Below are 25272 nucleotides of genomic sequence, written 5' to 3' on the forward strand. Positions count from 1 at the left end.
ATTGACCAAGATCTACCTGGGTGGCCTTGCGCGTGGGGGTCAGGTGCTCGGGCCCCAGGTGAGGGAGAGGCCGGTGGCGGCCCGTTCTGTGCGGATCTCCATCATGCTGCCCAGGATGGTGGCGTGGTCGGCGACCAGCGCGGTGGCGTCGAGCGCGTACGTGATCCGCTCGCTGAGGAAGACCGGGCTGCCGGGCGGCTCCCCGAGGTGCGCCGCGACGGCCGGGTCGAGCCGGCCGGGCCGGATCTTCTCCGAGGCGCGCGCCACCGCCACGCCGCAGTCGGCGAGGGCGCCGTAGAGGGAGACGGCGGTGAAGTCGCGGTCGCGGATCTGCTCGGCCGCCGGCCGCCGGATCCAGGAGACCTGGTGGATCGCGGGGCGGCCGGCGAACTCGCGCACCCGTTCCAGTCGCAGCGCGCTCTCGCCGGGTGCGGTGCGCAGCTGCGTGGCGACCCCGGCCGGGACCCGGCGCAGCGAACGCCCGAGCACGACCGTGCGTACCTCGTGGCCCTGCTTCCTGAGGTCGTCGGCGAGGCTCTGCAGGGAGCCCAGCTGGTAGGCCAGGTGCGGCGGGGACACGAACGTGCCCCGGCCGGCCTGCTGCACGATCAGCCCTTCGTCGCTGAGCTGCCGGAGCGCCTGGCGGAGGGTCATCAGGGTGACCCCGTACGAGGCGCTCAGCTCGCGTTGGGGCGGCAGCGCCGCGCCGGGAGCGTAATGTCCCGACCGGATCTTCGCGGCGAGGTCGGCGGCTATGGCGCGGTACCTCGCCTCGTGTCCGGCGTCGCGGGCCATCGTGTCTCGTCACGCTCCTGGTCAAGGGCCCGCCGCAGGCCCGTCAGGTAGGCGCCGACGTCGTCCGGCGCCGCCCCGTCGAGGATCCGGCGCATGATCGCGGCACCGATGACGACACCGTCGGCGCGCCGGGTGGCTTCCACGGCCTGTTCCGGCGTGGAAATGCCAAATCCTAGCAAGACCGGCCGGTCGCTGCCCTGCTTGATCCGTTCGGTGAGGGCCGCGGCGGGCTCGGCGAGCGCGGCCCGCTCGCCGGTGGTGCCCATCACCGAGACGGCGTAGACGAAGCCCCGGCTGCGGCGCGCGATCTCGTCCAGCCGTCGCCGCGGAGTCGCGGGGGAGGCGAGCAGGACCAGGTCGACGCCGGTGGCGGCGGCCGCGTCCGCCAGCTCGCCGGCCTCGTCCAGCGGCAGGTCGGGCACGATGAGCCCGGCGATCCCCGCCCGGCGCAGCGCCCGGCAGAACTCCTCGGGCCCGTCGCGCAGCACCAGGTTGTAGTAGGTGCTGGCGACCAGCGGCACGTCCAGGCGCAGCTCGGCGACCTCGGCCAGGATGCCGTGGGCCGTCGCGCCCCGGGCCAGCGCCGCGTCCGACGCCTCCTGGATGGTGGCGCCGTCGAGCGTCGGGTCGGAGAACGGCAGGCCGAGCTCGATCGCGTCCGCGCCGGCGGCGGCGAACGCCCGCAGGTAGCCGGTCCAGCCGGGGGTGATGCCGCCGGTCACGTACGGCATGAGCAGCTTGTGGCCGCCGTCGCGCCGGGCGCGCAGCGAGCTTTCGAGCAGGCCGGTGCTCATACCAGCTCCTTCAGGGTCGAGATGTCCTTGTCGCCCCTGCCGGACAGGGTGAGCAGGACCGTCGCACCCGGCGGCAGCTCGCCCGTACGCGCCGCGCGGATCACCCACGCGACCGCGTGCGCCGACTCCAGCGCCGGCACGATGCCCTCGGTACGGGCCAGCCGCACCGCCGCGTCCACCACCTCCTCGTCGGAGACCGTGACATAGCGCGCCCGGCCGAGGTCGCGCAGGTGGGCGTGCTCCGGCCCGACCCCCGGGTAGTCGAGGCCGGCGGCGATGGAGTGCGCCTCGGTGATCTGCCCGTGGTCGTCCTGGAGGAACAGCGAGCGGAAGCCGTGCAGCACGCCGAGGCTGCCCCTGGCAGCCCCGGCGCCTCCCTCCGCCTCCACCCCGACCAGCCGGGCGGCGGTGTCGACGAACCCGGCGAACGTGCCCGCCGCGTTGGAGCCGCCTCCCACGCAGGCCACGACGTAGTCGGGCACGGCGGCCGGGAGCGCCCCGGCGCACTGCCCGCGCGCCTCGTCGCCGATGACCCGCTGGAACTCGCGCACCATCCACGGGTACGGGTTGGGCCCGATGACCGAGCCGACGCAGTAGTACGCCTCCTCTGTCGCCGTCACCCAGTGGCGCATGGCCTCGCTGGTGGCGTCCTTGAGGGTACGGCTGCCGGTGCCGACCGGTACGACCTCGGTGCCCAGCATGCGCATCCGGAACACGTTCAGCTCCTGCCGCTCGACGTCCCGTTCCCCCATGAACACGGTCGCCGGCAGCCCCAGCACCGCGGCGGCGGTCGCGACGGCCACGCCGTGCTGCCCCGCGCCGGTCTCGGCGATCAGCCGCTTACGGCCCATCCGGAGCGCGAGCAGGGCCTGGCCCAGCACGTTATTGATCTTGTGGGAGCCGGTGTGGGCGAGATCCTCCCGCTTGAGCAGCAGGGTCACGCCCAGCTCCGCCGACAGCCGCCGCGCCGGGGTCAGCGGCGTGGGCCGCCCCACGTGCAGGGCCAGCGACTCCGCGAGGCTCTCGCGGAACGCCGGGTCGGTCCGGGCCTCCCGGAAGGCCGCCTCCACCTCCCGGCAGGCCGCGACCAGCGACTCCGGCACGTAGAGCCCGCCGTACTCCCCGAACCTGCCCCGCTCCCCGGGATCCTCCATCACACCTGGCCGCGTCGCCAGGACTCCTGCCGTCATGCGCCTCACCCATCTATAACTCTTCCAACTATTCTATAACTGTGGCACAGATGCCGTGGAAGCGCTACGCCGCCCCGGCGACGAGCCGCAGTCCGTCGTGTCCGTAGGCCCTGGCGAGGTGGGTGAGGGGCTGGCCGAAGAAGTCGGTGACCGCGAGGGCCTGTTCCTGCGAGGTGAGCGCGTGCCAGCCGAGGAACCGCTCGTCGCCGTACCAGGAGACGAAGGCGTCCGGCTCGAAGGGGATCCGGGCGGCCCGGGCGCCGTCGGCGGTCCGCCAGAGGCAGGTCTGGCTCGTGCGTCCGGGGCAGTGGGTGGCGAAGAGCAGGCCGGAGGGGGACGCCCACTTCTGTCCGTCGATCAGCTTCCCGACGTTCTGGAGGCGCCGTTCGACGGTGCCGCCGAGGTCGAAGAACGTGACGTCGAGATCGTCGTCCGCGGTCTCGTAATCGCTTTCGGGGCCGGACTGCACGGCGACGGTCCTGGCGTCGCCTCCCCAGCGGAACGCGCCCGAGTAACGCTCTCCGTGGGTGACGCGGACGAACCGGGGTCGCATCGTGGCCAGGTCGATGATCACGAACCCGGTGATCACGCCCCGGTCGGTGGCGGTCAGCAGCAGCAGCCGGCCGTCCGGCGACCAGACGGGCGAGGCCACGCCCATAGGAGCCTTGACCGTGGGGATCCGCCGGACCGACCGCGTCCCGGTGTCCAGGAGCGTCACCGGGTCCCGGCCGCGCGCGGGGTAGTTCTCCGTCGTCCGGGCTCCCCAGGCGCCGCTCGGCGAGAGCGCGTGCACCTTCGTGCCCAGCCGGGTGAAGGTCCCCTTCGCGCGGACGTAGGGGTGCCCGTCCAGCAGGTACGCGGTGACCACGGGTGGGGCCGTGACATCTTGGGCCACCGTCACCTTCGTCCCCGGCAGGCGGGACAGGCCGAGCCGCCGCGAAGGCGCGACGGGAAGCGTGGTCCGCGCCTGGACGCCGGGGCCCGCGTCGCGTGTCCGGTCGGCGATCGAGCCGGCGAGTGCCGTCAACCGGCGCCGGACGGAGAGGTCGCCCGACGCCACGGCCACCACCGCCGGGCCGGTCCGGAAGTAGATCCTGGCCGGCGGGGAGGAGTCCGCCACGGCCTGATCCCCGATCCCGGCGGCGGGCCGATACGCGTAGACGTCTCCCAGCGTCTCGACCATGTCCGCGGCCTCGTCCGCGTCGCCGGCGATCCAGAGCACGCGGACGCTGAAGGAGCCGCCGCCCGGCTCGGCGTAGCGGCAGGAGACGGATCTGGGCAGCGTGTACCCGTACAGGGTGGTCTGGGGTGGGCCGGGGGAGAACGTCCCTCCCGGCAGGAGCGCGCAGGCGTCCGGCCAGCGGCCCGGGTCCACGCCCCCGAGCAGCGAGGGGCCTCTGGCCGGCGGGAGGCGCCGCAGGGCCGAGAAGCGCACGCGGCGCGTCTGTCCCGCCGCCGGAATGACGCTCCCGACGTAGAGCCGCTGACCGGCCGACGCCAGCACCTCGGCCGGGACGGGCAGGGTGTACGAGGTCGCCGCGCCGGTCCCGGGATCGATCGCATCGACGACCGGGAAACCGCCGAGCCCTGCCCGGGCTGCGATGCCGCCCTCGACCAGCTTCGCGTACACCGGGGCGGGCCTCACCTGCCACAGGGGCGCGCCGTCCGGCCAGGACGTCGCCGCCAGGACGTCGTCCTCGCCGCTGTGATAGGTCGTCAGCACGAGGCCGGGCCCTCGGACCACGGCGCATCGCGGCCAGCATTCGCCGTGATGGAGCACGGCCCGCCCGCGGTCGTCGAACAGGGTCATCGCGCGGTCGCCGGAGACCGCGATCATCCCCTCGGCCACCTGGAAGTCCGGGGAGGTCCCCGCGGGGAGCGGGATAGAGCGGAGCGTCGTACCCGTGGCGGCGTCCAGCAGGAGCACGCGCGGCGACCGGCCGCAGGCGAGGAACAGCACCACGTCGGCGGCGCGGGCCGCCGAGCCGGAGACGTCGCACCCGGCGGGCATGCGGAAACTCCACATGTCGCGGCCCGCTCCGGTCGAGATCCCCCTGATCGCGCCGGTTTCCAGATCCTTGACGGCGAACACCGGCGAGCCAGCCCGGGGAGCCGACGATCTCCGCCAGCCCGGCGGGAGGGACGTCCGCTGCCTGCGCCAGAGCTCCTTGCCGGTGGTGCTCGACACCGCGACCAGCTCGTGCCTGCCGCTCGCCCGCTCGGCCGGCCGGTAGTAGTCGATCACGACGACGTCCGAGGCGAGGTCCCAGCCCGTGGCGGACGCCGTGGTGAGCTGGTGCTTCCACCTCGGGCGCCCGTCGTCCACCCCGAACGCGAGCACGCCCCGCGCGGTGCGTACGAGGAGGTCGCGGGAGGTCAGGGCGTGCTCGTAGCCGTCGCGCGTGATGGGCACGTCGGCGTGCCAGAGGGGGACGAGCCGCGCGCTCGGCAGGGCGCCGGCCGGCGCGCTCGCCGGCACCGGGACCAGGCCCAGGAGGAGGGCGGCCAGGAGGGCTAGTCTGCTCGTTGCTCGTGGCACGGCCGGTTCCTCTTCCAGGCCCGATAGCCCGCGCCGAGAGTGGGATCGCCGTAAACGACGGCGTACTTCTTGGCCTCTCCCGTGACCCTGAACGGCTGCCCGTCGGCCTCGCCGAAGAACGCGCTGGTGGGCTGCCCGTCGGCCTTGTAGACGTAGACCACCTCGATGTCCCACTCGTACCAGCGGTGCTCGGCCCGCACGGTGAAGTCGACCGTGACGCGCTCGCCATCGGCCAGGTCGATGCTCTTGGGCAGGTACCGCGAGCCTCCGCCTTCAGGCGCCTGGAGGTCGAGGTTCACATCGATCTTGTACTCGGTTCCCTCCCCCTGGGCGGGAATGGTGAGGCAGGTGCCCGTCGGAACGGGACCGGACCGGAGGACCCGGGGCCGGACGTCGATGATCCTGATCGGCTCGCTGCGCTGCCCTTGGAGGACGATGACCACGTTCATCTTCCCCACGCGCGCCGCGTGATTGCGTGACAGCATCTCGACCAGCTGCTTGAAGCTCGGGCCTCGCATCAGCAGGGCATGATCGACGGGCGGCAGCCGGTCGCGCGTCGCCACGGACTCCGTCACGTAGAGCCTCGACGTGACCGTGCCGGCCAGCGCCGGTGCGCCGGTCAGATCCCGGGCCGCGTCCACCAGAGTGGGCCACATGCCGGCCACCACGCCGCAGAGCACCAGCACGACCCCGGCGGCGATCAGCCGGGGGAGCCTGGGGGTGCCCCGTGAGTTGATCGTCACGTCCCGTGCGGACGTGATCTGGATGTTGTCCCCGCCGACCACCGCATCGCGCAGCACCGGGGCCGCGGCGGCCGGCTGATCCGGCTCCGTGCCGGGCAGGCGGGTCATGCTGCCACCCGGAGGCTACCGGCCACCGCGCGGGCGAGCCGCATCGTGACGTCGCGGTCCCCCGCGCCGTCCATGCGGACCAGTGCGCCGCCCACTCGTACGACCGCCGCGTCGGTCATCGAGCTGTTGACGTACAACCGCACCCCGGGCTCGGGGCTGGAAATCCCGCTGAAGTCATCCTCGCCGAACCTGACGACGATGGCTTCGAGCGTCGTCTCCGCCTCGCCCGCCGTCGCGCTCACCCACAGGACGCTGAGCGTGAGCACGGGGTGCTTCGCGTCGTCGGGGACCAGGTCACAGCCGGTGGGTGTGTTCAGGCCGAGTTCGGGCGGGCCCGGCCGGGGGAGGGGCCGGTAGCGGGCCTTGGGGAACTCGGCCGCCAGCGCCGAGGCTGGGACGAGTGAGCAGGCGTCCGGCCATCTCCGGCGCTCGACGCCGCCTCTCGCCGTGAGGCCGGGGTCGGTCACCGGCGGCGGGACCGTCTTGTATGCCAGCACCGGCTTCATGTCCTTGTCCGTCTCGGGGGCGACGAGCAACGCGTACCGGCTGATGCCGATCACTTCCTCGTAGATCGGGATCGTGGCAACAGGTGTCTGCTTCCCCGTCGCCGGATCCACCGCCACGATGACGGACCTTTGGAGTGCGGCGAGCCGCCTCGTCCCGTAGATCCGCCCGTCGACCGCCACGACCGTCTCGAACTCTCCCGCCTCACCGTGGATGGGCGTGACGCGGCGCGCACGGCGGTCCACCGCGTCCGCCACCACGGACTTGCTGACGTCGTCCTGCCGCACGACCAGCAGGCCCTCGGCCGTGGCGACCCACGAGCACGAGCACGTCTCCCCTGCGAGGTGCTCGTAGAGCAACCGCCCGTCGGCGTCGTAGACGGTGAAGGCGTTGTCGCTCTCCACTCCGATCGCCCGGCCGAAGACCGAGATCAGGGGAGTCCCCGAGGGGAAGACCTCCCGTTCCCAGAGGAGACGCCCGGTGGAGACCTCCAGCGCGCGCAGGCGGGCATGTCCGGCGCAGTTCATCAAGAACGCGGCCACCGACTCGTCCGCGCTTCCCGAGGCGAGGTGGCATCCGGGGGAGACGGCGGACTCCCACCGCGGCTGCCCGTCCGCGGCGTCGAGAGCCCGCACCACGTCGACGGAGGGAATGTGGATCAGCACCCGTTGCCCGCCTGTACCGAGGTACGTGAAGTAGGGATCAGGCAGGTCGGAGCCGTAGAACCCGGACGTGAGGTTCCAGAGGACCGCCCCGGTGCGCCCGTTGAAGGCGAGCAGGCTGTCGCCCTGAGGGACCTCGTCGTCGTTCTCGTCGTCGCGCTGGGCCACCGCGATGACGTAGTCACCGGTGACATCGAGCCGTTCGTCCAGCGGCGTGTAGCCGTCGATGTCCGACGTGCTGAAGGACCACAGGCTCTGACCCGTCGCGGCGTTCCTGGCTTGGATCTGCTCGCCGTGCGTCAGGATCAGGACGTCGTCCAGGAAGAGCGCGCCGGGCCAGTCGTCGCGGAAATGGGCCTGCCATAACAGGGAACGAATCCCGGCAGGAATGGCCGGTCCCGGCTGCTCCACGGGAAAACGCGGGGCCGGTGGGGCGAGAATCGCGAGGCAGAGGAGGCACAGCAGGGCGTGCCACACCCACGACTCGCGAATCCGCCATCCCGTGATCACGAGATATGCCTGGTAAACGCTTCAGCGCCGGCGGATGTCGATATCCCGCGCCTGCCCTATCTGGATGTTGTCACCGGATATCGAGCTGCCGGAGACTATCTGGCTGCCGTCGTTGGCGACGATCGCGCCGGCGGGGGCCGTCCGCAGCAGCTCCGTGACGTCTCTGACCAGCTCGGGATCGGCGGCCATGGCCCTTTTCAGCTGGCCGCGCAGCGCGGCGACGAGGTCCTCGTCCTCGGGCGTCTCCACCACGTCCTGTACGGCGGATTCGATGCGGTCGCGACTCTCCTCCCGCTTGACGAAACGCTGCAGCAGCCGGCGCCCGAGATTCACCGACTCGTCGGCGGCCAGGTCCTGCGTTTTGGTCAGCACCGCGGCCCCGTAAGCGCCGATGGCCGCCGTTATATAGGGCATGACCTGGCCGGCGATCGCAACGATGTCCACGCGCCCCTCCTCGCTTTCTCATTTCATCAACTCCGATAAGGAAAGGGTTACATCATTCGTGATCGCCGGGCCATGGATGACGACGTGAGCATGGCTCGCGGGCGGGCGGGGATATTTCCGGTGCTCTCCCGTCAACCGGACGTGAGCCTCAGGGAGTGTCAGGAGGTGGCACGACCGACGAGAGGAGCGCGGGTGGATGCGGAATTCGTGAGTTTCGTGCGGCACCGGGGAGATCATCATCTGAAAACGGCGGTCCTGCTCACCGGCGACTGGCACACGGCTGAGGATCTGGTCCAGTCCTGCCTGGGCAAGCTGTATCGCGTGTGGCATCGGCTGGACACCAGCAGCGACCCCGACGCCTACCTGCGCCGGATCCTGGTCAACACGTACCGGTCCTGGTGGCGTGCCCGGTGGCGGCGCGAGATCCCGCGCGCCGAGTTGCCCGAGTTGCCCGGTCCCGGTGACGTGGGGGACACCCGGGCCGTGGCCGAGGACGTACGGCAGGCGCTGGCGCGACTGCCTGCCAGGCAGCGGACGGCCCTGGTGCTGCGGTTCTTCGCCGACCTGCCGGAAGCCGAGGTCGCCGAGCTGATGGGCTGCTCACCGGGGACGGTCAAGACCCACACGCATCGCGGCCTGCAGGCGATGCGGCGGCTGATCTCTCCCGACACGCTGGTCAACCGAACCGAGGACGAAGGGAGTGGGATCCGGTGAGACACCGACACGAGGAGCCGTCCATGAACGAGCACGAACTCCGCACGCTGCTCATCAAAGCGACCGAGGACCGGCCGGCGGGCATCGACCTCATGCCGGCGATGCCGAGGCGCCGGCTGGCCAGGGTCCTGGTCCCGATCGCCGCGCTGGCCGTCGCCGCCGCGGTGGCCGCGGTCGCGGTGGTGCTGCCCGCGACCCAGTCGTCGGCGCAGGCCCAGGTGATCGCCGCGGTCGAGAACACCAGCCAGGAGAGCTACCGCATCCATGTCACGTCCGATGCCAAGGTGTTCGACGGCGCCATCGACCCCGTCCGGCGGATGGGCGTCATCACGAGGCAGGACGGGGCCGAAACCCGGTTCGTCGGCGACCTGATGTACGTCCGGGAGAGCGGCGCCGCGACGTGGCTGGTCTCGCCGCGCGCCGACGCCGACCTGGCGGGCGCGCCGCCGGTCATCGCCCTGGTCAAGCTCGCTCCCATCGACCCTCATGCGGCCCTGGAGCGGCTCCGTACGGCCACTGACGTCCGCGAGGCCGGCACAGCCTCCGGGCAGGGCTGGGCCGGGCAGCGGTTCGCGTTCTCGCTGGAGGCCGGGGGCGGTGCCGACGTGAAGGCGGGCACGGCGGAGGCGGCCACGGGCACCGTGGACGTGGACGACCAGGGCCGGATCCGGCACCTGGAAGTCGCCTTCGGCGATTCCGGCAACCGGAACGTCATGGACTTCAGCGACTTCGGCACCCCCGTCTCGGTCACCGCTCCGCCCACCGACCAGGTACGGCAGCCGCCCGCCGACAAGCTCGGCAAGCCGACCGGGAAGCCGACCGACAGGGCGCGGCAGGACTCCGGTGACAAGGTCGGGGAGCCCACCACCAAGACGTCCTGACCGGCCACGCGCGAGGCCCGGACACGTCGCCGCGGGCGATGTCACATTCGCCGGCATGGAGAGCTCTCAGGAGGCGAACACCGCCTTCCAGGGAGCTCTCTTGACCACCGCCTATGTCGTCACCGCCCTCGTGACCATCGCCGCCAACACGTTCTCGGGCTTCGCCGCCATCACCCGGCTCGAACCGATCATGCGGACTCTCGGCCCCGCCCTGAAGACGGCGGGAGTGCCCGAGTCCTGGCTGGTCTTCCCGATCGGCGTCCTCAAGGTCGCGGGCGCGCTCGGGCTGGCGCTCGGCCTCCTCGGCGTGCCGCTGATCGGCACGGCCGCCGCGGCCGGGCTCATCCTCTACTTCGTCTGCGCCCTCTACACCCACCTGCGCGTCAGCGACTTCTCGCCGATGTTCTTCCTGGCGATCGGGTTTCTCGGGCTGGCGGCGGCCACGCTGGCGCTGGACCTCCTGAGGTGAAGCGGCGGCTACGAGTCTGCCGTCGCCAGCTCGGACAGGTTCATCGCCATCGCGTGGTGGACCGCGGGGACCCAGTCCAGCGCGCGCAGGGCCGTGTTGCGCAGGGAGCGCAGCGGGCCGTTGCCGACCGTCGCGATCCTCGTCATCCGGTGGGTGAAGGCGACCACGTCCTCGGCGACGGGACGGCGCTCGGTCCCGTACGTGTCCAGGATCGTCTCGGGAGCGCCGTCGCGCAGCACGGCGGTGAGCTTCCCGGCAAGGGAGAGGGCGTCCTGGATGCCGGTGTTCATGCCCTGGCCGCCGGCCGGGCTGTGGACGTGGGCCGCGTCGCCGGCCAGGAAGATCCGGCCCGCCCGGTAGCGCTCGGCCAGGCGGTGGTGGACACGGAACCGCGAGCTCCAGACGAGGTCCGTGACCGTGGCCGGCTGGGTACGCGGCCCGCGGGTGTCGAGGAGCGACTGGATGTCGGCGACGCCGGGACGCTCCGGAGCCTCCTCGACCGTCGCGACGATCCGGTGGCGGCCGCCCGGCAGCGGCGCGACGACGGTCACCCCTTCGGGGGCGAAGTACAGGGCGACCTCGTCGCTGGGACCCGCCCAGTCGAGGCGGACGTCGGCCAGCACGAACGACTGGGCGTAGGTGTCGCCCGTGAACGCGATCCCGGCCTGCTCACGCACCGTGCTGTGCATGCCGTCGGCGCCGACGGCGTACGAGGCGCGGATCTGGCGGCCGTCGGACGTCGTGGCGGTGACCCCGGTGGCGCTCTGCTCGACGGCCGTGACCGCGTACGGGCGGTGGACGGTGCCGCCCGCGGCCCGGAGCCGGTCCAGCAGCACCTGCTCGGTGATGTCCTGGGGCACCAGCAGCGTGTACGGGAAGTCGGTCGGCAGCTTGTCGAAGGCCACGGTCAGCAGGACCCGGTCGCGGTCGCGTACGGTGAAGCGGGGCACGGTGACCCCCCTCGACACCAGCTCGTCGCTGACGTCGATCGCGCGCAGCACCTCCAGGGTGCGGGCGTGCACGACCGCGGCCCGCGAGGTGTTCGCGCCGCTCGCCGCCTTGTCCACCAGGACGGCGTCCACGCCCTGCCGGGCCAGCGAGGTGGCCAGGGCCAGGCCGGCCGGGCCCGCGCCGACGATCAGGACGTCCGTGCCGGCCGGAAGTTGTGCGTTCATACCGCGAAATCCCCTTGTCTTCAGTAGTAGTTGCGCATCAGTTCGGTCGCCCAGGCCGGCTGTACGGTCTCGCCCTGCGGCCCGAACTCCGCCATGTAGGGCTTGAGATCGAGGACCGGGCTGCCGTCGATGGCGTCCAGACCGCGTACGCGCACGTCGAGGCCGTCCACGGCGAGCAGGCGGCAGCGGGAGACCCCCAGCCTGTTCGGCCGGTTCTTGGCCCGCTGCGCGAAGATGCCCACCGGCGGCCAGTCCGGATTGCCCCTCGGGCGGCGGGCCGCGGTGTGCACGGACTCCGGGTCCACCAGGTGGAAGAGGAACACCACCTCCAGGTGCGAGAACGCGTCCAGCCCCGCGAGGGAGTCCGGCTGGAAGCGCGTCCCGTCGAGGCGGATCACCGCTTCCTCGGTGTTCCAGTCGTCGTCGAACGCCTCGGTGCGCCCGCCCACGACGGTGCCCACCGGTTGCAGGGTGACGGCGTGCTCCACGGCTTCCTCCAATGTCGGGTTTCCGCTCACGACCGTACGGGCCGGGGCTCGCGGGTGAATAAGTCACGATGACCGGGTTGCTCGCGGGCGGCGGAGGCCGCTTAGGTAAGGTCGGGGCATCATGATCGGGCGAAACGCCGAGATCGCCCTACTCAGCGGGCTGATCGCCGAGTCCGGGACCGGCCGGGGCAATGCCGTCGTCGTGTACGGAGAGGCCGGGATCGGCAAGTCGGCGCTGCTGGCGGAGGCCGCGCGGGCGGCGGGCGACGACGTGCTGGTGCTGCGGATCACCGGCGTGGAGGCCGAGGCCGAGCTGCCCTTCGCCGCCCTCCACCTGCTGCTGCGGCCGGCCCGGCACCTCGTCGCGGGGCTCCCGGAGGCGCAGCGGGCGGCCCTGCTCGGCGCGTTCGGCGAGAGCCAGGGCGGGGCCCAGGACCGCTTCCTCGTCGGGCTCGCGGTGCTGACCCTGCTCGCCGAGCTCGCCGAGGAACGTCCCCTGCTGTGCCTGATCGACGACGTGCAGTGGCTGGACCGCGCGTCGGCGGACGCGCTGGTGTTCGCGGCGCGCAGGCTGGGAGCCGAGCGGATCACCATGATCCTGGCCGCCCGCGACGACGGTGCGCAGCCGCCCGTGCAGGGCGTCCCGGAGCTGCGGCTCGCCGGTCTCGGCCGGGCGGACTGCGAGCGGTTGCTCGCCGGGTCGGCCGCCGATCTGGTGCCCGAGGCGCGGGACCGGGTGATCGAGGAGGCCGAGGGCAACCCGCTCGCGCTTCTGGAGTTCGCCGCGGCCCTCGTCCCCGAGCAGCGGGCGGGGCGGCTGGCTCCGCTGCCCCTGCAGGCGCCCAGGCTCCCCCTGCCCGGACGGCTCGAACAGTCGTTGCGTGCCGCCATCCGGCGGCTCCCCGAAGCCACGCAGCTGCTGCTCCTAGTCGCCGCGGCCGAGGGTTCGGGCAGCCTGGAGCTCGTCCTGCGGGCCGCGGAGGGATTCGGGGCCGGGCTGCCCGACCTGGAGCCGGGCGAGCGCCACCACCTGGTGCAGATCTCCGACGGCCGGCTGCGCTTCCGCCATCCCCTGGTCAAGACCGCCGCGTACCACGAGGCGCCGCTCGCCCGGCGGGTGGCCGCCCATCGCGCGCTGGCGGACGCCCTCGACGGCGACGAGCACGCCGACCGCAGGGCCTGGCACCTGTCCGCCGCCACCGTCGGTCCCGACGAGGAGATCTCGGACGTGCTGGCGGCGGCCGGGGAGCGGGCCCGGCAACGGGGCAGCCACGCGTCGGCCGCGACCGCGTACGAGCGGGCGGCGCAGCTGACCGTCGATCAGGGCCGGCGGGCCCGCCGGCTGGCCGCCGCCGCCGAGTCGGCGATGGGCGCCGGGCAGCTGGCCCGCGCCGGCGCCGCGGCCGACCGGGGCCGGCGGCTGACCGGGGACCCCGTGGTGCTGGCCCGGCTGGTCGCCGTGCGGGCCGCGGTCGACTCCGAGCACGGCAGCCCGTCGCCGGCGGCGCTGATCGACGCGGCCGCCGGCATCGCCCGCACCGCGCCGGCCGACGCCGCGTCCCTGCTCGCGACCGCCGCCGCCGAGGCCTGGTTCGCCGGTGACCACGCCGCGCTCGGGCGGGCCGCGGAGCTGCTGGAATCCGTCGTGCCCGGCGACGACCCCGTGGCCGGAACGGTACGCGGCATGGAGCGGGTGGCCGCCGGCGACCCCGCCGCGGGGCTGCCGCTCATGCGCGCCGCCATCTCGCCGCGCGCCGCCACGGACCCGGTCGCCGGCACGTACGCGGTGTTCGGCGCGTTGATGACCGGTGACGACGAGGCGGCCTGCGAGCTGGCCGCGGCCCGCGTGGCCGCCTGCAGGGAGCAGGGCCTGATCGGCGCGCTGCCGCATGCCCTGCAGCTCCTCACCCAGGCGCAGCTCCTGCGGGGAAGGCACGCGGAGGCGGCGGAGTCGGGCGCCGAGGCCTGGCGGATCGCCCACGACACCGGGCAGGCGGGGCGGCTGCGGCATCTGCACGGCATCCTGGCGTGGCTCGCCGCCGTCGAGGGCGAGGACGACACGTGCGTACGGCTCGCCGGCCAAGCCGACGGCGCCGCGCGGGAACGCCACGGATCGGGATGGGGCGGTTGCGCGCTGATCCTGCTCGACCTGGTACGAGCCCGGTACGACGCGGCGGCCGAGCGGATGGCGCGGATCCTCGACGGCCCGCTCGGTCACACCGTGATCGTCACCTTCGCCATGGCCGACCACGTCGAGGCCTGCGCCCGGCTGGGCGACCCGGGCCGGGCGGCCGAGGCGTTCGCCCGGTTCGACGCCTGGGCGGCGGCCAGCGGACGGCCGGGCGCCGCCGCCGTCGCGCATCGCTGCCGCGCTCTCCTCGCCCCGCGCGGCGAGGCCGAGGCCCACTACGGCGCGGCGCTCGAGTGGCACGCCCGGGGCGGGCGGGTGTTCGAGCACGCCAGGACGGAGCTGCTGTACGGCGAATGGCTGCGGCGGGCCCGCCGGCGCTCCGACGCCGGGGCGCAGCTGCGCTCGGCGATGGGCCGCTTCGCCGCGCTGGGCGCCGCCCCCTGGGCCGAACGGGCCCGTACGGAGCTGGCCGCGACCGGCGCCCGCGCCGACCTGCCGGAGCTCGGTGTGGCGGCGAAACCGCTCGACGCGCTGACCCCTCAGGAGCTGCAGGTCGTCCGGCTCGCCGCGACGGGCGCCACCAACCGGCAGATCGGCGCCCAGCTCTTCCTCAGCCCGCGGACGGTGGGATTCCACCTGTACAAGGCGTACCCGAAGCTGGGGATCTCCTCGCGTGCCGACCTGGCGGGCCTCGACCTGGGCCGTCCCGCCTAGGGCCAGCGCCCCGACCGTACGATCACCGTCACCAGCAGGGCCAGGGCGAACGCCGCGCCCAGCATGAAGAGGCCGAACCCGGCCAGCAGGTTCCAGTTACCCAGGTCCGACAGGACCGGGAGAGTGGGGTCCACGTAGTACAGGACGATCCACGCGACGCCGACGAACCAGGACACGCCCATTGCCGCGGCCAGGCGGCGGGCCAAGCGATTGGTCGGCGCTACACGAGCTTGAAGATCGGACACCGGCATCACCCCTGTTCGGTGGATCCAGCGTAACGCGATCAGGAGCAGAGCAGGCGGGCGATCGTCAGGTCGGTGATGAGGACGTTGACCCAGCCGCCCTCGATCGCGGCCTTGATCGCGGAGAGCTTGCGCATGCCGCCCGCGACCCCGACCCGGCGCTCGACGGCGCGGAAGGTCGGCGCGTCGATGCCGATGACGCGCTGGTCGAAGCCCGAGTCGACGGGTTTGCCCGTGGTGTCGAAGAAGTGCAGGCAGACGTCGCCGACGGCGCCGAGCCCGCGCAGCTCCTCCTGGTCGGCCTGGCTGACCGCGTTGCCGCTGCTGAGCAGCAGGGGCGAGGGCTCCAGGCTGCCGATGCCGACCAGCACGACGGTCAGGTCGTGCCACTGCGCCTGTACGTCCTTCACGCTGGGGTCCTCCAGCAGCGCGTCGCGGATCGCGGTGGTCGCGACCACGCCGGGCAGGGGCACGAAGATCGGCCGGGCGTAGGTGAGGTTGGCCAGGCGGGCGACCAGCCGGGTGGCGTGCACCTGCGCCTCGGGGCTGCCGACCCCGCCGACCAGCTGGATGACGCGGTCGGCGACCTGGGAGTTCTTCTGCGGCAGGCGTTCGACCGTGGCCAGCAGGGTCTCGCTCCAGGACGAGATGCCGATCACGTCGCCGCCGGTGAAGGTGACGCCGAGGTAGGCCGCGGCCGCCGAGGCCAGCGGCGGGATCACGTCGTCCTGGTAGTCCTCGACGTCCACGACCACGGCGTCGCGCAGCCCGTAGCGCCGCTGCAGCTCCTCCTCCAGCTCGGTGTGCACCCCTTCGGGGAGCGTGACCACCGTGCGGACCATGCCCCGCGTGACCGCCTCCTTGAGCAGGCGGGACACGCGGGGCTGGGAGATGTTGAGCGTGGCGGCGATCTCGGGCTGGCGCATGTTCTGCTCGTGGTACATGCGCGCGACCCGGGCCAGGAGGCGCAGGTGATCCTTGGTCGTGTCGCGCCTACGTTCCGCGTTCTGGACCACCGCGTACTCCTTTCTATTCACTCCTGAATGAAGCCTATTGTCCGAACCACCGTGGCGGAGACGCCGGCGGGGGTCACTTCCTGGCGAACACCCCGAACTCGTCGGCGTTGTCGGCAGTGACGAGCTCGCAGTCGATGGACTGCTTCTCGTCCTTGCCCGTCTTGCCGGTCTTGATGAACTGGTCGGCCTGGTCCACGGCGCTGGTGGCGCCGAGCGCGGCGGGCTGCAGCCCGGTGGCGTGCATCTCGCCCGCCTTGATGGCGGCGATGGCGTCGGGACTGCCGTCGAAGCCGACGACCACGACCTTCTTCAGCAGTCCCGCGGCCTTCAGCGCCGCGACCGCGCCCAGGGCCATGGTGTCGTTGCCGGCGATGACGCCCTGGATGTCGCGGCTCTTCTGGATGATGGTCTCCATCTTGGTGAACGCCTCCTGCTGGTCCCAGTTGGCGCTCTCCTTGGCCACCGGCTTCATGTCCGGGTACTGGGAGATCACGTCGGCGAAGCCCTTGGAGCGGACGCTGGCGTTGGTGTCGGACTCCTTGCCGACCAGCTCGACGTAGTTGCCCTTGCTCTTCATGGCCTCCACGAACGACTGCGCGACCAGCTGGGCGCCCTGGGAGTTGTTGGAGACGATCTGGGCCTTGGCGACGCCGGTGGCGTTGATCTCCCGGTCGATCAGGAAGACCGGGATGCCGCCCTGCGCGGCCTTGCGGACCGGCCCGATGGAGGCGTCGGCGCCCGCGTTGTCCAGGATGATCGCCTTGGCCTGGCGGGAGATGGCGGCGTCGATCAGCTCGCTCTGCTTGTTGGGGTCGTCGTCGTGGGAGGCCACGGACGTCTGGTAGCCGAGCTTCTCGGCCTGCGCCTTGGCCGCCTCGGCCTCGGCCTTGAAGAACGGGTTGTCGTGCGACGGGGTGATGATCGCGATCAGGCCGCCGGCGGCCGCGGCGCTGCTGCTGCCCGCCTTCGCGGTGCTCGCGGGCTGGTCGCCGCCACCGCTGCCGCAGGCGGCGAGCGTGGTGCAACCGAGCAGGACGGAGAGTGCCAACGTGACGATGCGGGTGGGGGGCATGGTGTCTCCTTGTCGTTCAGTCGTGCTTCTTGCTTGCGGCGACCGCCGCCGCGGCGGCTCCCCGTCGCTTGAATCGCTGCTGGCCCTGGTCGAGCATCACGGCGAGGATGATGACCGCGCCCTTGATGAGGATCTGCCAGAACGTCGACACGCCCAGGATCACCAGGCCGTCGGCGAGAAAGCCGATGACGAACGCGCCGACCAGGGTGCCGCGCACGGTTCCCCGGCCGCCGCTGAGTGCGGCGCCCCCGATGACCACCGCCGCGATGGCGTTGAGCTCGTACGTCTCCCCGGCCTGCGGGGCGGCCGAAGTGAGCTCCGAGGCGATGATGAGCCCGGCGACCGCCGCGCAGGCGCCGGAGATCACGTACACGATCGTCTTGACCCGCCGGATCGGCACGCCGGACAGGTCCGCGGCCCGCTCGTTGCCGCCGGTGGCGTACAGCCAGCGGCCGAACGGGGACTTGGCCAGCAGCAGCACGGCCGCCACGGCCAGCAGGATCATGATCCAGATGGAGGTGGGCAGGCCGAGCGGCCGCCCGCTGCCGAGCAGCTCGAAGCCGGTGTTGCCGAGCGCCGGGTTGCCGCCCAGGTTGGGGTAGGTGGCGCCGTTGGAGATGAGCATCGCCGCGCCGCGGGCCACGTACAGCATGCCGAGCGTGGCGATGAACGGCGCCACGTTGAAGCGGGTGACGAGGATCCCGTTGATCAGGCCGACCGCCATGCCGACCGCGACGCACAGCACGATCACCACCCACACCGGCGGGTAGGCGATCACGCCGCCGACGTGCAGACCCTGTAGGAGCTCACCGGCGACCACCCCGGACAGGCCCACGATGGAGCCGACGGACAGGTCGATGCCGCCCTTGAGGATGACCAGCAGCATGCCGAGCGCGATCACGCCGTTGATGGCGACGTGCTTGGTCATCGTGATCAGGTTGGGGACGGTGAGGAAGGAGTCCGACAGCAGGCCGAAGATGACGATGAGCACGGCGAGCGCGATGAAGGCGCGCAGCTCGAAGGCCACGTTCAGCAGCGAGAGGCGGCGAGCCCGGGTGGCGGCCTGCTCCGGGGCCGCGGTGGTCGCCGTCGCCGTCATGACGAACCGTCCTGGGTTCCGCCGTCGGACACGCGCATCAGTTCCTCCCGGGTCAGCTCGCCGCGCCGAAACTCGCCGACGAGGGCGCCGCGGGCGAGCACGAGCAGCCGGTCGGGGATGTGCAGGGCCTCTTCGGCGTCGGATGTGGTGAACAGCACGGCCAGGCCCCGCCTGGCCTGGGCCGCCATCAGCTCGAAGATGTCGGCCTTGGCGCCCACGTCCACGCCGCGGGACGGCTCGTCCAGCAGCAGGACGCGCGGCCCGGTCAGGAGTGCCTTGCCGATGATCACTTTCTGCTGGTTGCCGCCGCTCAGCGACCCGATGGCCGCCTGGGCGCCGCTGGTCTTGACGGTGACGTCGGCGATGGTGCGGGTGACGGCGGCGCGCTCGCGCTCCTGGGAGACGAACAGGCCGCGGACGAACGTGCCGAGCGCGGACAGGGACAGGTTCTGCCCGACCGACATGGTCTGGACGAGGCCGTCGCGCTGGCGGTCCTCGGGCACCAGCACCACGCCCCGCTCGATGCGGTCGCGGATCCCGGCCTCGTGCAGGGGCGCGCCGTCCAGCAGGACCTCGCCGGAGGACGGCCGCAGGCGGCCGGCCAGCGTCTCCAGCAGCTCGGTGCGCCCGGAGCCCATCAGCCCGTAGACGCCGACGATCTCGCCCGCGCGCACGCTGAGCGACAGCCCGTTCACGGCCAGCCGGTCGGGGACGGCCGGGTCGGCCACGGTGAGCCGGCGGACGGCCAGCGCCTCCTCGCCGAGCACCGGCTCCCGGCTGGGGAACAGCGTGTCCTGGTCGCGGCCGACCATCTGCTCGACGATCCAGCGGATGTCGACCTCATCGGCCCGGGCCGTGGCGACCAGCCGCCCGTCGCGCAGCACCACGACGTCGTCGGCGATCTCCAGCGCCTCGTCCAGGTGGTGGGAGATGTAGACGACGGCGACGCCCGCGGCGGTCAGCTCCCTGATCACCCGGAAGAGCACGTCGACCTCGGGCGCGGTCAGGGCCGAGGTCGGCTCGTCCATGATGAGGACGCGGGCCTGCTGCAGCAGCGCGCGGGCGATCTCCACCAGCTGCTGCTGGCCGAGCCGCAGGTCGCCGACGAGCCGGTCCGGGTCGACGTCCTCCTCCAGCCGGCGCAGGACCGCGGCCGTGGCCTCGCGCTGTGCCTTGCGGTCGATGGAGCCGTACGCGGTGCGGACCTCGCGGGCCAGGAACAGGTTGTCCTGGATGCTGAGGTTGGGGCAGAGGCTGAGCTCCTGGTGGATGATGGAGATGCCCTGGTCGGCCGCGTCGCGGGAGGAGTGCAGCCGCACGGGCCGCCCGTCGAGCTCGACATGGCCGGTGGTGGGCCGTTCGATCCCGGCCAGGATCTTCATCAGGGTCGACTTGCCGGCGCCGTTCTCGCCGAACAGCGCGGTCACGCGGCCGGGCGCCACGTCGAAGTCGACGCCCTTGAGCGCGTGCGTGCCGCCGTACACCTTGGTGACCTCGCCGGCCCGCAGGACCGGGCCAGAGACGGGCGCGCTCATGAGATCGCCACCGGCGTGATCGTCACGGTCTGGGGTGTCAGCAGGGTGAACGCCCCGGTGACGGAGATCTGCTTGCCCTCCAGCCCGGCCGCGTCCAGCCCTTTGAGCAGTTTGTCGCGCAGCTGGTTGTTGAGGGCGGTGGCGGCGTCGGCGTACTCCACCTGGTTGGTGAACTGGCCGAACGTGATGAATCCCACCGCGTCGCGCAGCGCGGTGCCGTTGATGGCGGGTCCGGTCTGCACGGAGACCCGGGTGCCGTCCGGCAGGCCCTTGACGGTGACGGGCAGCAGCCCGGATTTGACCGCGCCGGCCTCGCCCGTCACCTTGACGGCGAAGGTGTAGGGGCCGGTGCCCTGGCGCTTGCCGTACTTCTGGCTCGCGGCGTCCTTGTCGGCGGCCAGGGCGTCGAGCAGGACGGGCAGGTCGACGGCGGCGCTCTTGACGGCGGGGACGATCTTGGCCTCGTAGTTCTGGGCCCCGAACGCGGCCGGGTCGAACTTCTTCGGAGCCGCCGCGGCCGCGGTCTCGACGGTCCTGTACTCGGTGCTGACGGCCATGAGGACGACCAGCACGGCGACGGCCGCCGTGGTGATCCAGCGGATCGGGACGCGCCGACGGGGGGTCGGCGCCGTTGCTGTCATGTGCTGCTCCCTTCACCGGAGGGGCGGGATCTGCGCACGGCCTCGTGCCAGGCGGCTTTCCTGGCCGCGCGTTCCGTCTCGTCCAGGGCGGGCTCGAACCGGTCCGCGGGTCGCGGGCGCCGTTCCAGCTCGCCGAGCGTCCACAGCTTGGCCGCGAGCCCGGCGGCGTCGGCCACGCCGAGGCATGACAGGTCGTGCTCGCCGGAGCGGGCGACGGCCCGGCCGCTGACGTCGGCCTGGAACTGCATCAAGCGGGCGCTGCGGGTGAGCCCGCCGTCGGCCATGAGCACGCTCACCTGGCCGACGGCCTGATCGACGGCGGCCACCACGTCCTCGACCTGGAAGGCGACCGCCTCCAGGGCGGCGGCGACGAGCTGGGCCCGGCGGGTGGCGAGCGTCAGCCCGATGATGACGGGGCTCGCGTCCGGGTCCCACCAAGGGGCGCCGAGGCCGCCGAAGGCGGGCACGAAGTGGACGTCGCCCGGGTCTGCGGCCTCGGCCAGCAGCACGTCGGCTGGCACGTCGAACAGCTCCGCCAGCCAGCTGACGGTGCGACCGGTCGCGCGGATGTTGCCCTCGACGGCATGAACAGGACCGTCCCCGAGGTCCCAGGCGATGCTGCGGCACAGGCCGGGCGCGTCCGGAGGGCCGCCGACGGCCATCACCGAGGAGCCGGTGCCGTAGGTGGCCTTCACCACCCCGGGCCGCCAGCCGGCGTGGGCGAACATCGCGGCGTGCGAGTCGCCCATGACCGCCAGCACCGGCACCCCGTCGGGCAGCGGCGCGAGGTCGCGGACGGCGGGGAAGGCGCCGCAGGAGGCGACCACCCTCGGCAGCACCTCGGCCGGCACCCCGAACAGCTCCAGCAGCCGCGGGTCCCACTCCCCGGTCCCGACGTCGAGCAGCTGGGTGCGCGAGGCGTTGCCGACCTCGATGACGTGCTCGCCGCCCAGGCGGCTGAGCAGCCAGGAGTCGACGGTGCCCAGGCACAGCTCGCCCGCCCGGGCCCGGCGCCGGTCCGGATCGTACGCGTCGAGCAGCCAGCGGGCCTTGAGCGCGGAGAACATCGGGTCCAGCGGCATCCCGCTCACCGACCGCACCAGGCCGGCGGCCCCGGTGGCGGCCAGTTCGTGGCACTGGGCGGCGGTGCGCTGGTCCTGCCAGCTGATCAGCGGCCCGACCGGCTCGCAGGTGCGGCGCTCCCACAGCACCAGCGACTCGCGCTGGTTGCTGAACCCCACGCCGGCGACCCGGGCGGCCTGCTCGGGGCCGACGCACTCGGCGACCGCCCGCCGCACGCTCTGCCACAGCTCGTCGGCGGACTGCTCGACCCAGCCGGGGCGGGGCTGGCTCTCGGCCACCGGTACGACGGCGCGGGAGACGACGCGGCCGCCCTCGTCCACGAGCAGCGCCTTGGTGGAGCTGGTGCCCTGGTCGATGGCCAGGATGAGCGGGCTAGCCATGGCGCAGCAGGTCTTTGACGGCGCTGACGATGCCGTCGGCGGACAGGCCGAAGTGGTCGAGCAGGAAGGCGGTGTCGCCGGTGGGGGCGAACACGCGGGGCACGCCGAGGATGCGCATGGGGACGGGGTGGCGGGTGACGACGGTGGCGGCGACGGCCGCGCCGAGCCCGCCGCTGATGGTGGCCTCCTCGGCCGTGACGATGCCGCGGGTCTCCCGCGCGGCGGCCACGATGGCCTCCTCGTCCAGCGGGTCGAGGAAGGGCATGTTGAGGACCCGCAGGTAGACGCCCTCCTCGCGGAGCCGGGCGGCCGCCTGCAGCGCGCGGGAGGTCAGCGAGCCGATGGCGATCACCGTGGCGTCGTCGCCGTCGGCGAGCAGCACCGCCCTGCGCGGCTCGAAGGGCGCGCCCTCGGGCGTGACCACGGGCACCTTGAACCGCGGGATGCGCACGTAGCTGGGCCTGCCGGAGGCCGCCGCCCAGCGGACGGCGGCGCGGGTCTGGACGGAGTCGGCCGGGACGATCACGTCGAGCCCGGCGACCGCGCGCATCCAGGACAGGTCCTCGATCGAGTGGTGGGTGGGGCCGAGCTCGCCGTAGGCCATGCCCGGGCTCTGCCCGCAGAGCACGACGTGCGCCTCGCTGTAGGCGACGTCGGCCTTGATCTGCTCCAGGGCGCGGCCGGTGAGGAACGGCGCCGCCGCGCACACGAACGGGATCTTGCCGGCGTTGGCCAGCCCCGCGCCGACTCCGACGAGGTCCTGCTCGGCGATGCCGACGTTGATCAGCCGGTCGGGGAAACGCTCCCGGAAGCCGACGAGGTTGCTGGAGCCCACGGAGTCGTTGCAGACGGCCACGATCCGCTCGTCCTCGGCGGCCAGGGCCAGGAGCTCCGCGGCGAAGTCCTGGCGGCAGTCGAAGGCGGTCTGCTGGTCGGTCACGGTCATCGTGCCAGCTCCGCGAGGGCCGCTTCGACCTGGTCGGGGCTCGGCACCTTGTGGTGCCACTCCACGCGGTCCTCCATGAACGACACTCCCTTCCCCTTGATCGTGTGGGCGATGACGGCGACCGGCCTGCCGGTCGACGAGCCGCTCATCGCCTGCAGGAGGGCGAGGTGGTCGTGGCCGTCGACCTCGCGTACCTCCCAGCCGAAGCTGCGCCATTTGTCGTCCAGCGCCCCCAGGGCGTTGGTGTCCTCCGTCCTGGCGCCCTGCTGCAGCCGGTTGCGGTCGATGACGGCGGTCAGCGACGACAGGCCGTGGTGGGCGGCCGCCATGGCCGCCTCCCAGTTGCTGCCTTCCTGCAGCTCCCCGTCGCCGAGCACGACGAACGTGCGCCAGTCCGCGCCGTCGAGCTTGGCGGCCAGCGCGCACCCGGTGGCCACGGGCAGACCGTGCCCGAGCGCGCCGGTGTTGGTCTCGATGCCGGGGACCTTGATGCGGTTGGGGTGACCGTTGAGCGCCGACAGCGGGGCCATGAAGGTGTCCAGCTCGGCCTCGGGGAAGAAGCCGCAGTGGGCGAGGGTCGAGTACAGGGCGGCGGCGCAGTGTCCCTTGCTCAGCACGAAACGGTCGCGCCCGCTCCACCGCGGACGTTCCGGATCGACGGACAACACGCCGTAGAAGCAGGTGACCAGGATGTCGGTGACCGACAGGTCACCCCCGACGTGCCCCAGCTGGGCACGGTCGATCATGCGGATGATGCTCCGGCGCACCTCCGTGGCCAGAAGCTCCAGCTCCGCGGCCGCGGCGTGCCGGTCGGCCCGGCGAATCCGCTCGGCCGCCTGGCGATAGACGGCCGAACGCGTCGGATCGGCAGCGAGCAACGACATCACCGCGCCACGCCTTGAATATCTATTCCAATATGACTAGGCATATTTTGAAGCTAAGGCCGCCATCGCGTTCATGTCAATGAGGTGCGGAAGCTTGCGACTCGCCTGCTTCTTGACGGCTGTATGTCGCCGACGTTACATTCCGCTCGAATAGACAGGCGGTATTGAATAGCTATTCAATCGCCTCCAGCCCTCTGGAGAGGCAATGAACATCCCAAGCAAAGCGGCAGCTCTGGCAGCGTCTGCGCTGCTCCTGACCGCCTGCAGCGGCCGAGTCCAAGACAACACCAGCGCGACCAGCGGGGGGCAGGTCAAGCTGAGCTGGTGGATGGTCACGCAGAACGCGGACACGGCAAACGCCGCGTTCAAGTCGATTATCGGCGACTTCGAGAAGCAGAACCCGAACATCAAGGTAGATCTTCAGTACCGCGCGGTAGATGCGCACAAGGACGCGCTGCGCACCACGGCCGGCAGTAGTTCCGGCCCGGACATCTACTACAACTGGGCCGGGCCCGGCCTCGGCGGCGAGCTCGTCAAGTCGGGCGTGAGCCTCGATCTGGGCAAGTACTACCAGCAGTACAAGTGGGCCGACCGGTTCAACCCGTCGACCCTGGCGGCGTACAAGCAGTACGGCGGTTACCACGGCGTGCCCTGGACGCAGCGCACCGAGGTCGTCTACTACCACAAGGACCAGTTCGCCAAGGCGGGCATCAGCGCGCCGCCCACCACGTACCAGGAGTGGGCCACGGCGGCGCAGAAGCTCAAGGACGCCGGGCTCACGCCGATCACCATGGGCGGCAAGGACAACTGGCACGTCATGCGCCTGCTGGACACGTTCATCGAGACCAACTGCGGCGCCGAGCTGGGCGACAAGCTCAACACCCGCTCGACGAGCTGGGCCGGGCAGCCATGCGTGGACAAGTCCTTCGAGCAGCTCAAGCAGTGGTCGGGCAACTACTTCAACAAGGGCTTCGCCGGCCTGCCGGTGGCCGAGGCGGGCGCGATGTTCCACTCGGGCAAGTCGGCCATGCAGCTCGAGGGTGACTGGTTCACCCAGCAGAACATCGACGCCGGCGACGACCAGAACAACGTGGGCGTCTTCCCGATGCCCACGGGCACCGACCGGCTCTACGGCTTCTCCGAGGGCATGTACATCAGCAAGTCGAGCAAGCACCCGGACGAGGCCGCCAAGTTCCTGGACTTCTTCACCTCCGCCGCCGTGGAGGGCAAGTACCTGGGCGTCTTCTCCTCGGTCCCGGTGAACAAGGACACCAAGGGCGCCAACCCGCTCGCGCCGATCAACACGCAGATCGCCGAGCTGACCGGCAAGGCCAAGGGGTTCTTCCTCAACAACGACCAGAACTTCCCCACCGACGTGACGACCGAGTACTGGCGCATCCAGAACGGGGTCACCAGCGGCTCGATCGCCCCCAAGGAGGCGGGCGCGCTGCTGCAGAAGTTCATCGACACCCATAAGGACTGACCAGCCGTGACCGGCCGGGGGGACCGCTCC

At 72.1% G+C, this 25272-nt stretch carries 23 protein-coding genes; 5 read left to right on the forward strand and 18 right to left on the reverse strand.

Features of this window, described 5'->3' with window-relative positions; genetic code table 11:
- Window positions 1-39 precede the first annotated feature (39 nt).
- The 7 genes from ACWEPL_RS03690 to ACWEPL_RS03720 all read right to left on the reverse strand — a co-directional run bounded on the left by ACWEPL_RS03690 (window position 40) and on the right by ACWEPL_RS03720 (window position 8289).
- Window positions 40-795 (reverse strand): GntR family transcriptional regulator, encoded by a 756-nt coding sequence (locus ACWEPL_RS03690; protein WP_355197769.1) that lies wholly within the window; start codon window positions 793-795, stop codon window positions 40-42.
- Entirely contained in the window at window positions 753-1589 is an 837-nt protein-coding gene (gene trpA / locus ACWEPL_RS03695; protein WP_452435054.1) for a tryptophan synthase subunit alpha, read from the reverse strand. Before trpA ends, ACWEPL_RS03690 begins: the two co-directional genes overlap by 43 nt.
- The gene (gene trpB, locus ACWEPL_RS03700; protein WP_363970365.1) at window positions 1586-2779 is read right to left on the reverse strand and encodes a tryptophan synthase subunit beta; all 1194 of its coding nucleotides are present in this window, start codon (window positions 2777-2779) and stop codon (window positions 1586-1588) included. Before trpB ends, trpA begins: the two co-directional genes overlap by 4 nt.
- A gap of 64 nt (window positions 2780-2843) precedes the next feature.
- Window positions 2844-5318: an outer membrane protein assembly factor BamB family protein gene (locus tag ACWEPL_RS03705; RefSeq protein ID WP_452435056.1), complete on the reverse strand. Its 2475-nt coding sequence runs from the start codon at window positions 5316-5318 to the stop codon at window positions 2844-2846.
- Window positions 5294-6169, reverse strand: coding sequence for a hypothetical protein (locus tag ACWEPL_RS03710; protein WP_452435058.1), 876 nt, complete (start codon window positions 6167-6169; stop codon window positions 5294-5296). Before ACWEPL_RS03710 ends, ACWEPL_RS03705 begins: the two co-directional genes overlap by 25 nt.
- A complete protein-coding gene (locus ACWEPL_RS03715) occupies window positions 6166-7845 on the reverse strand; it encodes an outer membrane protein assembly factor BamB family protein (RefSeq protein ID WP_452435060.1) in 1680 nt (559 codons plus the stop codon). The genes ACWEPL_RS03710 and ACWEPL_RS03715 overlap by 4 nt, the downstream gene beginning before the upstream one ends.
- A 21-nt stretch (window positions 7846-7866) precedes the next feature.
- A complete protein-coding gene (locus ACWEPL_RS03720) occupies window positions 7867-8289 on the reverse strand; it encodes a hypothetical protein (RefSeq protein WP_363970373.1) in 423 nt (140 codons plus the stop codon).
- A gap of 192 nt (window positions 8290-8481) precedes the next feature.
- Between ACWEPL_RS03720 and ACWEPL_RS03725 the strand changes: the two genes are divergently transcribed.
- The 3 genes from ACWEPL_RS03725 to ACWEPL_RS03735 are packed head-to-tail and all read left to right on the forward strand — an operon-like array spanning window position 8482 to window position 10353.
- Complete coding sequence (locus ACWEPL_RS03725) at window positions 8482-9003, forward strand: SigE family RNA polymerase sigma factor (RefSeq protein ID WP_452435063.1); 522 nt, start codon at window positions 8482-8484, stop codon at window positions 9001-9003.
- 23 nt (window positions 9004-9026) lie between these two features.
- Window positions 9027-9884 carry a hypothetical protein gene (locus ACWEPL_RS03730; protein WP_452435065.1) on the forward strand — a complete coding sequence of 286 codons (858 nt, stop codon included), beginning with the start codon at window positions 9027-9029 and terminating at the stop codon, window positions 9882-9884.
- 55 nt (window positions 9885-9939) lie between these two features.
- Window positions 9940-10353 (forward strand): DoxX family protein, encoded by a 414-nt coding sequence (locus tag ACWEPL_RS03735; RefSeq protein ID WP_452435067.1) that lies wholly within the window; start codon window positions 9940-9942, stop codon window positions 10351-10353.
- Window positions 10354-10361: 8 nt separating this feature from the next.
- Here ACWEPL_RS03735 and ACWEPL_RS03740 read toward each other — a convergent pair whose 3' ends face one another.
- The gene (locus tag ACWEPL_RS03740; RefSeq protein ID WP_452435069.1) at window positions 10362-11528 is read right to left on the reverse strand and encodes an FAD-dependent oxidoreductase; all 1167 of its coding nucleotides are present in this window, start codon (window positions 11526-11528) and stop codon (window positions 10362-10364) included.
- Between the two features lie 20 nt (window positions 11529-11548).
- Window positions 11549-12016, reverse strand: a complete 468-nt coding sequence (locus tag ACWEPL_RS03745) for an SAM-dependent methyltransferase (RefSeq protein WP_452435070.1) — start codon at window positions 12014-12016, stop codon at window positions 11549-11551.
- A 121-nt stretch (window positions 12017-12137) separates the two neighbouring features.
- On the opposite strand from ACWEPL_RS03745, the gene ACWEPL_RS03750 reads away from it, so the two are divergent.
- Window positions 12138-14861, forward strand: coding sequence for a helix-turn-helix transcriptional regulator (locus ACWEPL_RS03750; protein ID WP_452435071.1), 2724 nt, complete (start codon window positions 12138-12140; stop codon window positions 14859-14861).
- Here ACWEPL_RS03750 and ACWEPL_RS03755 read toward each other — a convergent pair.
- The 9 genes from ACWEPL_RS03755 to ACWEPL_RS03795 all read right to left on the reverse strand — a co-directional run bounded on the left by ACWEPL_RS03755 (window position 14858) and on the right by ACWEPL_RS03795 (window position 23759).
- The gene (locus ACWEPL_RS03755) at window positions 14858-15112 is read right to left on the reverse strand and encodes a cell division protein CrgA (RefSeq protein WP_452435073.1); all 255 of its coding nucleotides are present in this window, start codon (window positions 15110-15112) and stop codon (window positions 14858-14860) included. The genes ACWEPL_RS03750 and ACWEPL_RS03755 overlap by 4 nt on opposite strands.
- Window positions 15113-15144: 32 nt before the next feature.
- Complete coding sequence (locus ACWEPL_RS03760; protein ID WP_350726117.1) at window positions 15145-16119, reverse strand: sugar-binding transcriptional regulator; 975 nt, start codon at window positions 16117-16119, stop codon at window positions 15145-15147.
- 73 nt (window positions 16120-16192) lie between these two features.
- A complete protein-coding gene (locus ACWEPL_RS03765; RefSeq protein ID WP_363970386.1) occupies window positions 16193-17191 on the reverse strand; it encodes a D-ribose ABC transporter substrate-binding protein in 999 nt (332 codons plus the stop codon).
- 16 nt (window positions 17192-17207) lie between these two features.
- Complete coding sequence (locus tag ACWEPL_RS03770) at window positions 17208-18290, reverse strand: ABC transporter permease (protein WP_355197748.1); 1083 nt, start codon at window positions 18288-18290, stop codon at window positions 17208-17210.
- A complete protein-coding gene (locus ACWEPL_RS03775; protein WP_452435076.1) occupies window positions 18287-19825 on the reverse strand; it encodes a sugar ABC transporter ATP-binding protein in 1539 nt (512 codons plus the stop codon). Before ACWEPL_RS03775 ends, ACWEPL_RS03770 begins: the two co-directional genes overlap by 4 nt.
- Window positions 19822-20466: a DUF2291 family protein gene (locus ACWEPL_RS03780; protein ID WP_449892997.1), complete on the reverse strand. Its 645-nt coding sequence runs from the start codon at window positions 20464-20466 to the stop codon at window positions 19822-19824. The genes ACWEPL_RS03775 and ACWEPL_RS03780 overlap by 4 nt, the downstream gene beginning before the upstream one ends.
- Window positions 20463-21929 carry an FGGY-family carbohydrate kinase gene (locus ACWEPL_RS03785; protein WP_452435077.1) on the reverse strand — a complete coding sequence of 489 codons (1467 nt, stop codon included), beginning with the start codon at window positions 21927-21929 and terminating at the stop codon, window positions 20463-20465. Before ACWEPL_RS03785 ends, ACWEPL_RS03780 begins: the two co-directional genes overlap by 4 nt.
- Window positions 21922-22875 (reverse strand): transketolase family protein, encoded by a 954-nt coding sequence (locus ACWEPL_RS03790; protein WP_350726103.1) that lies wholly within the window; start codon window positions 22873-22875, stop codon window positions 21922-21924. Before ACWEPL_RS03790 ends, ACWEPL_RS03785 begins: the two co-directional genes overlap by 8 nt.
- A complete protein-coding gene (locus ACWEPL_RS03795) occupies window positions 22872-23759 on the reverse strand; it encodes a transketolase (protein ID WP_452435078.1) in 888 nt (295 codons plus the stop codon). Before ACWEPL_RS03795 ends, ACWEPL_RS03790 begins: the two co-directional genes overlap by 4 nt.
- A 328-nt stretch (window positions 23760-24087) precedes the next feature.
- Here ACWEPL_RS03795 and ACWEPL_RS03800 point away from each other — a divergent pair, with 328 nt between their 5' ends.
- Entirely contained in the window at window positions 24088-25242 is a 1155-nt protein-coding gene (locus tag ACWEPL_RS03800) for an ABC transporter substrate-binding protein (protein ID WP_452435080.1), read from the forward strand.
- Window positions 25243-25272: the final 30 nt, after the last annotated feature.

The sequence above is a fragment of the Nonomuraea sp. NPDC004186 genome (assembly GCF_053603495.1).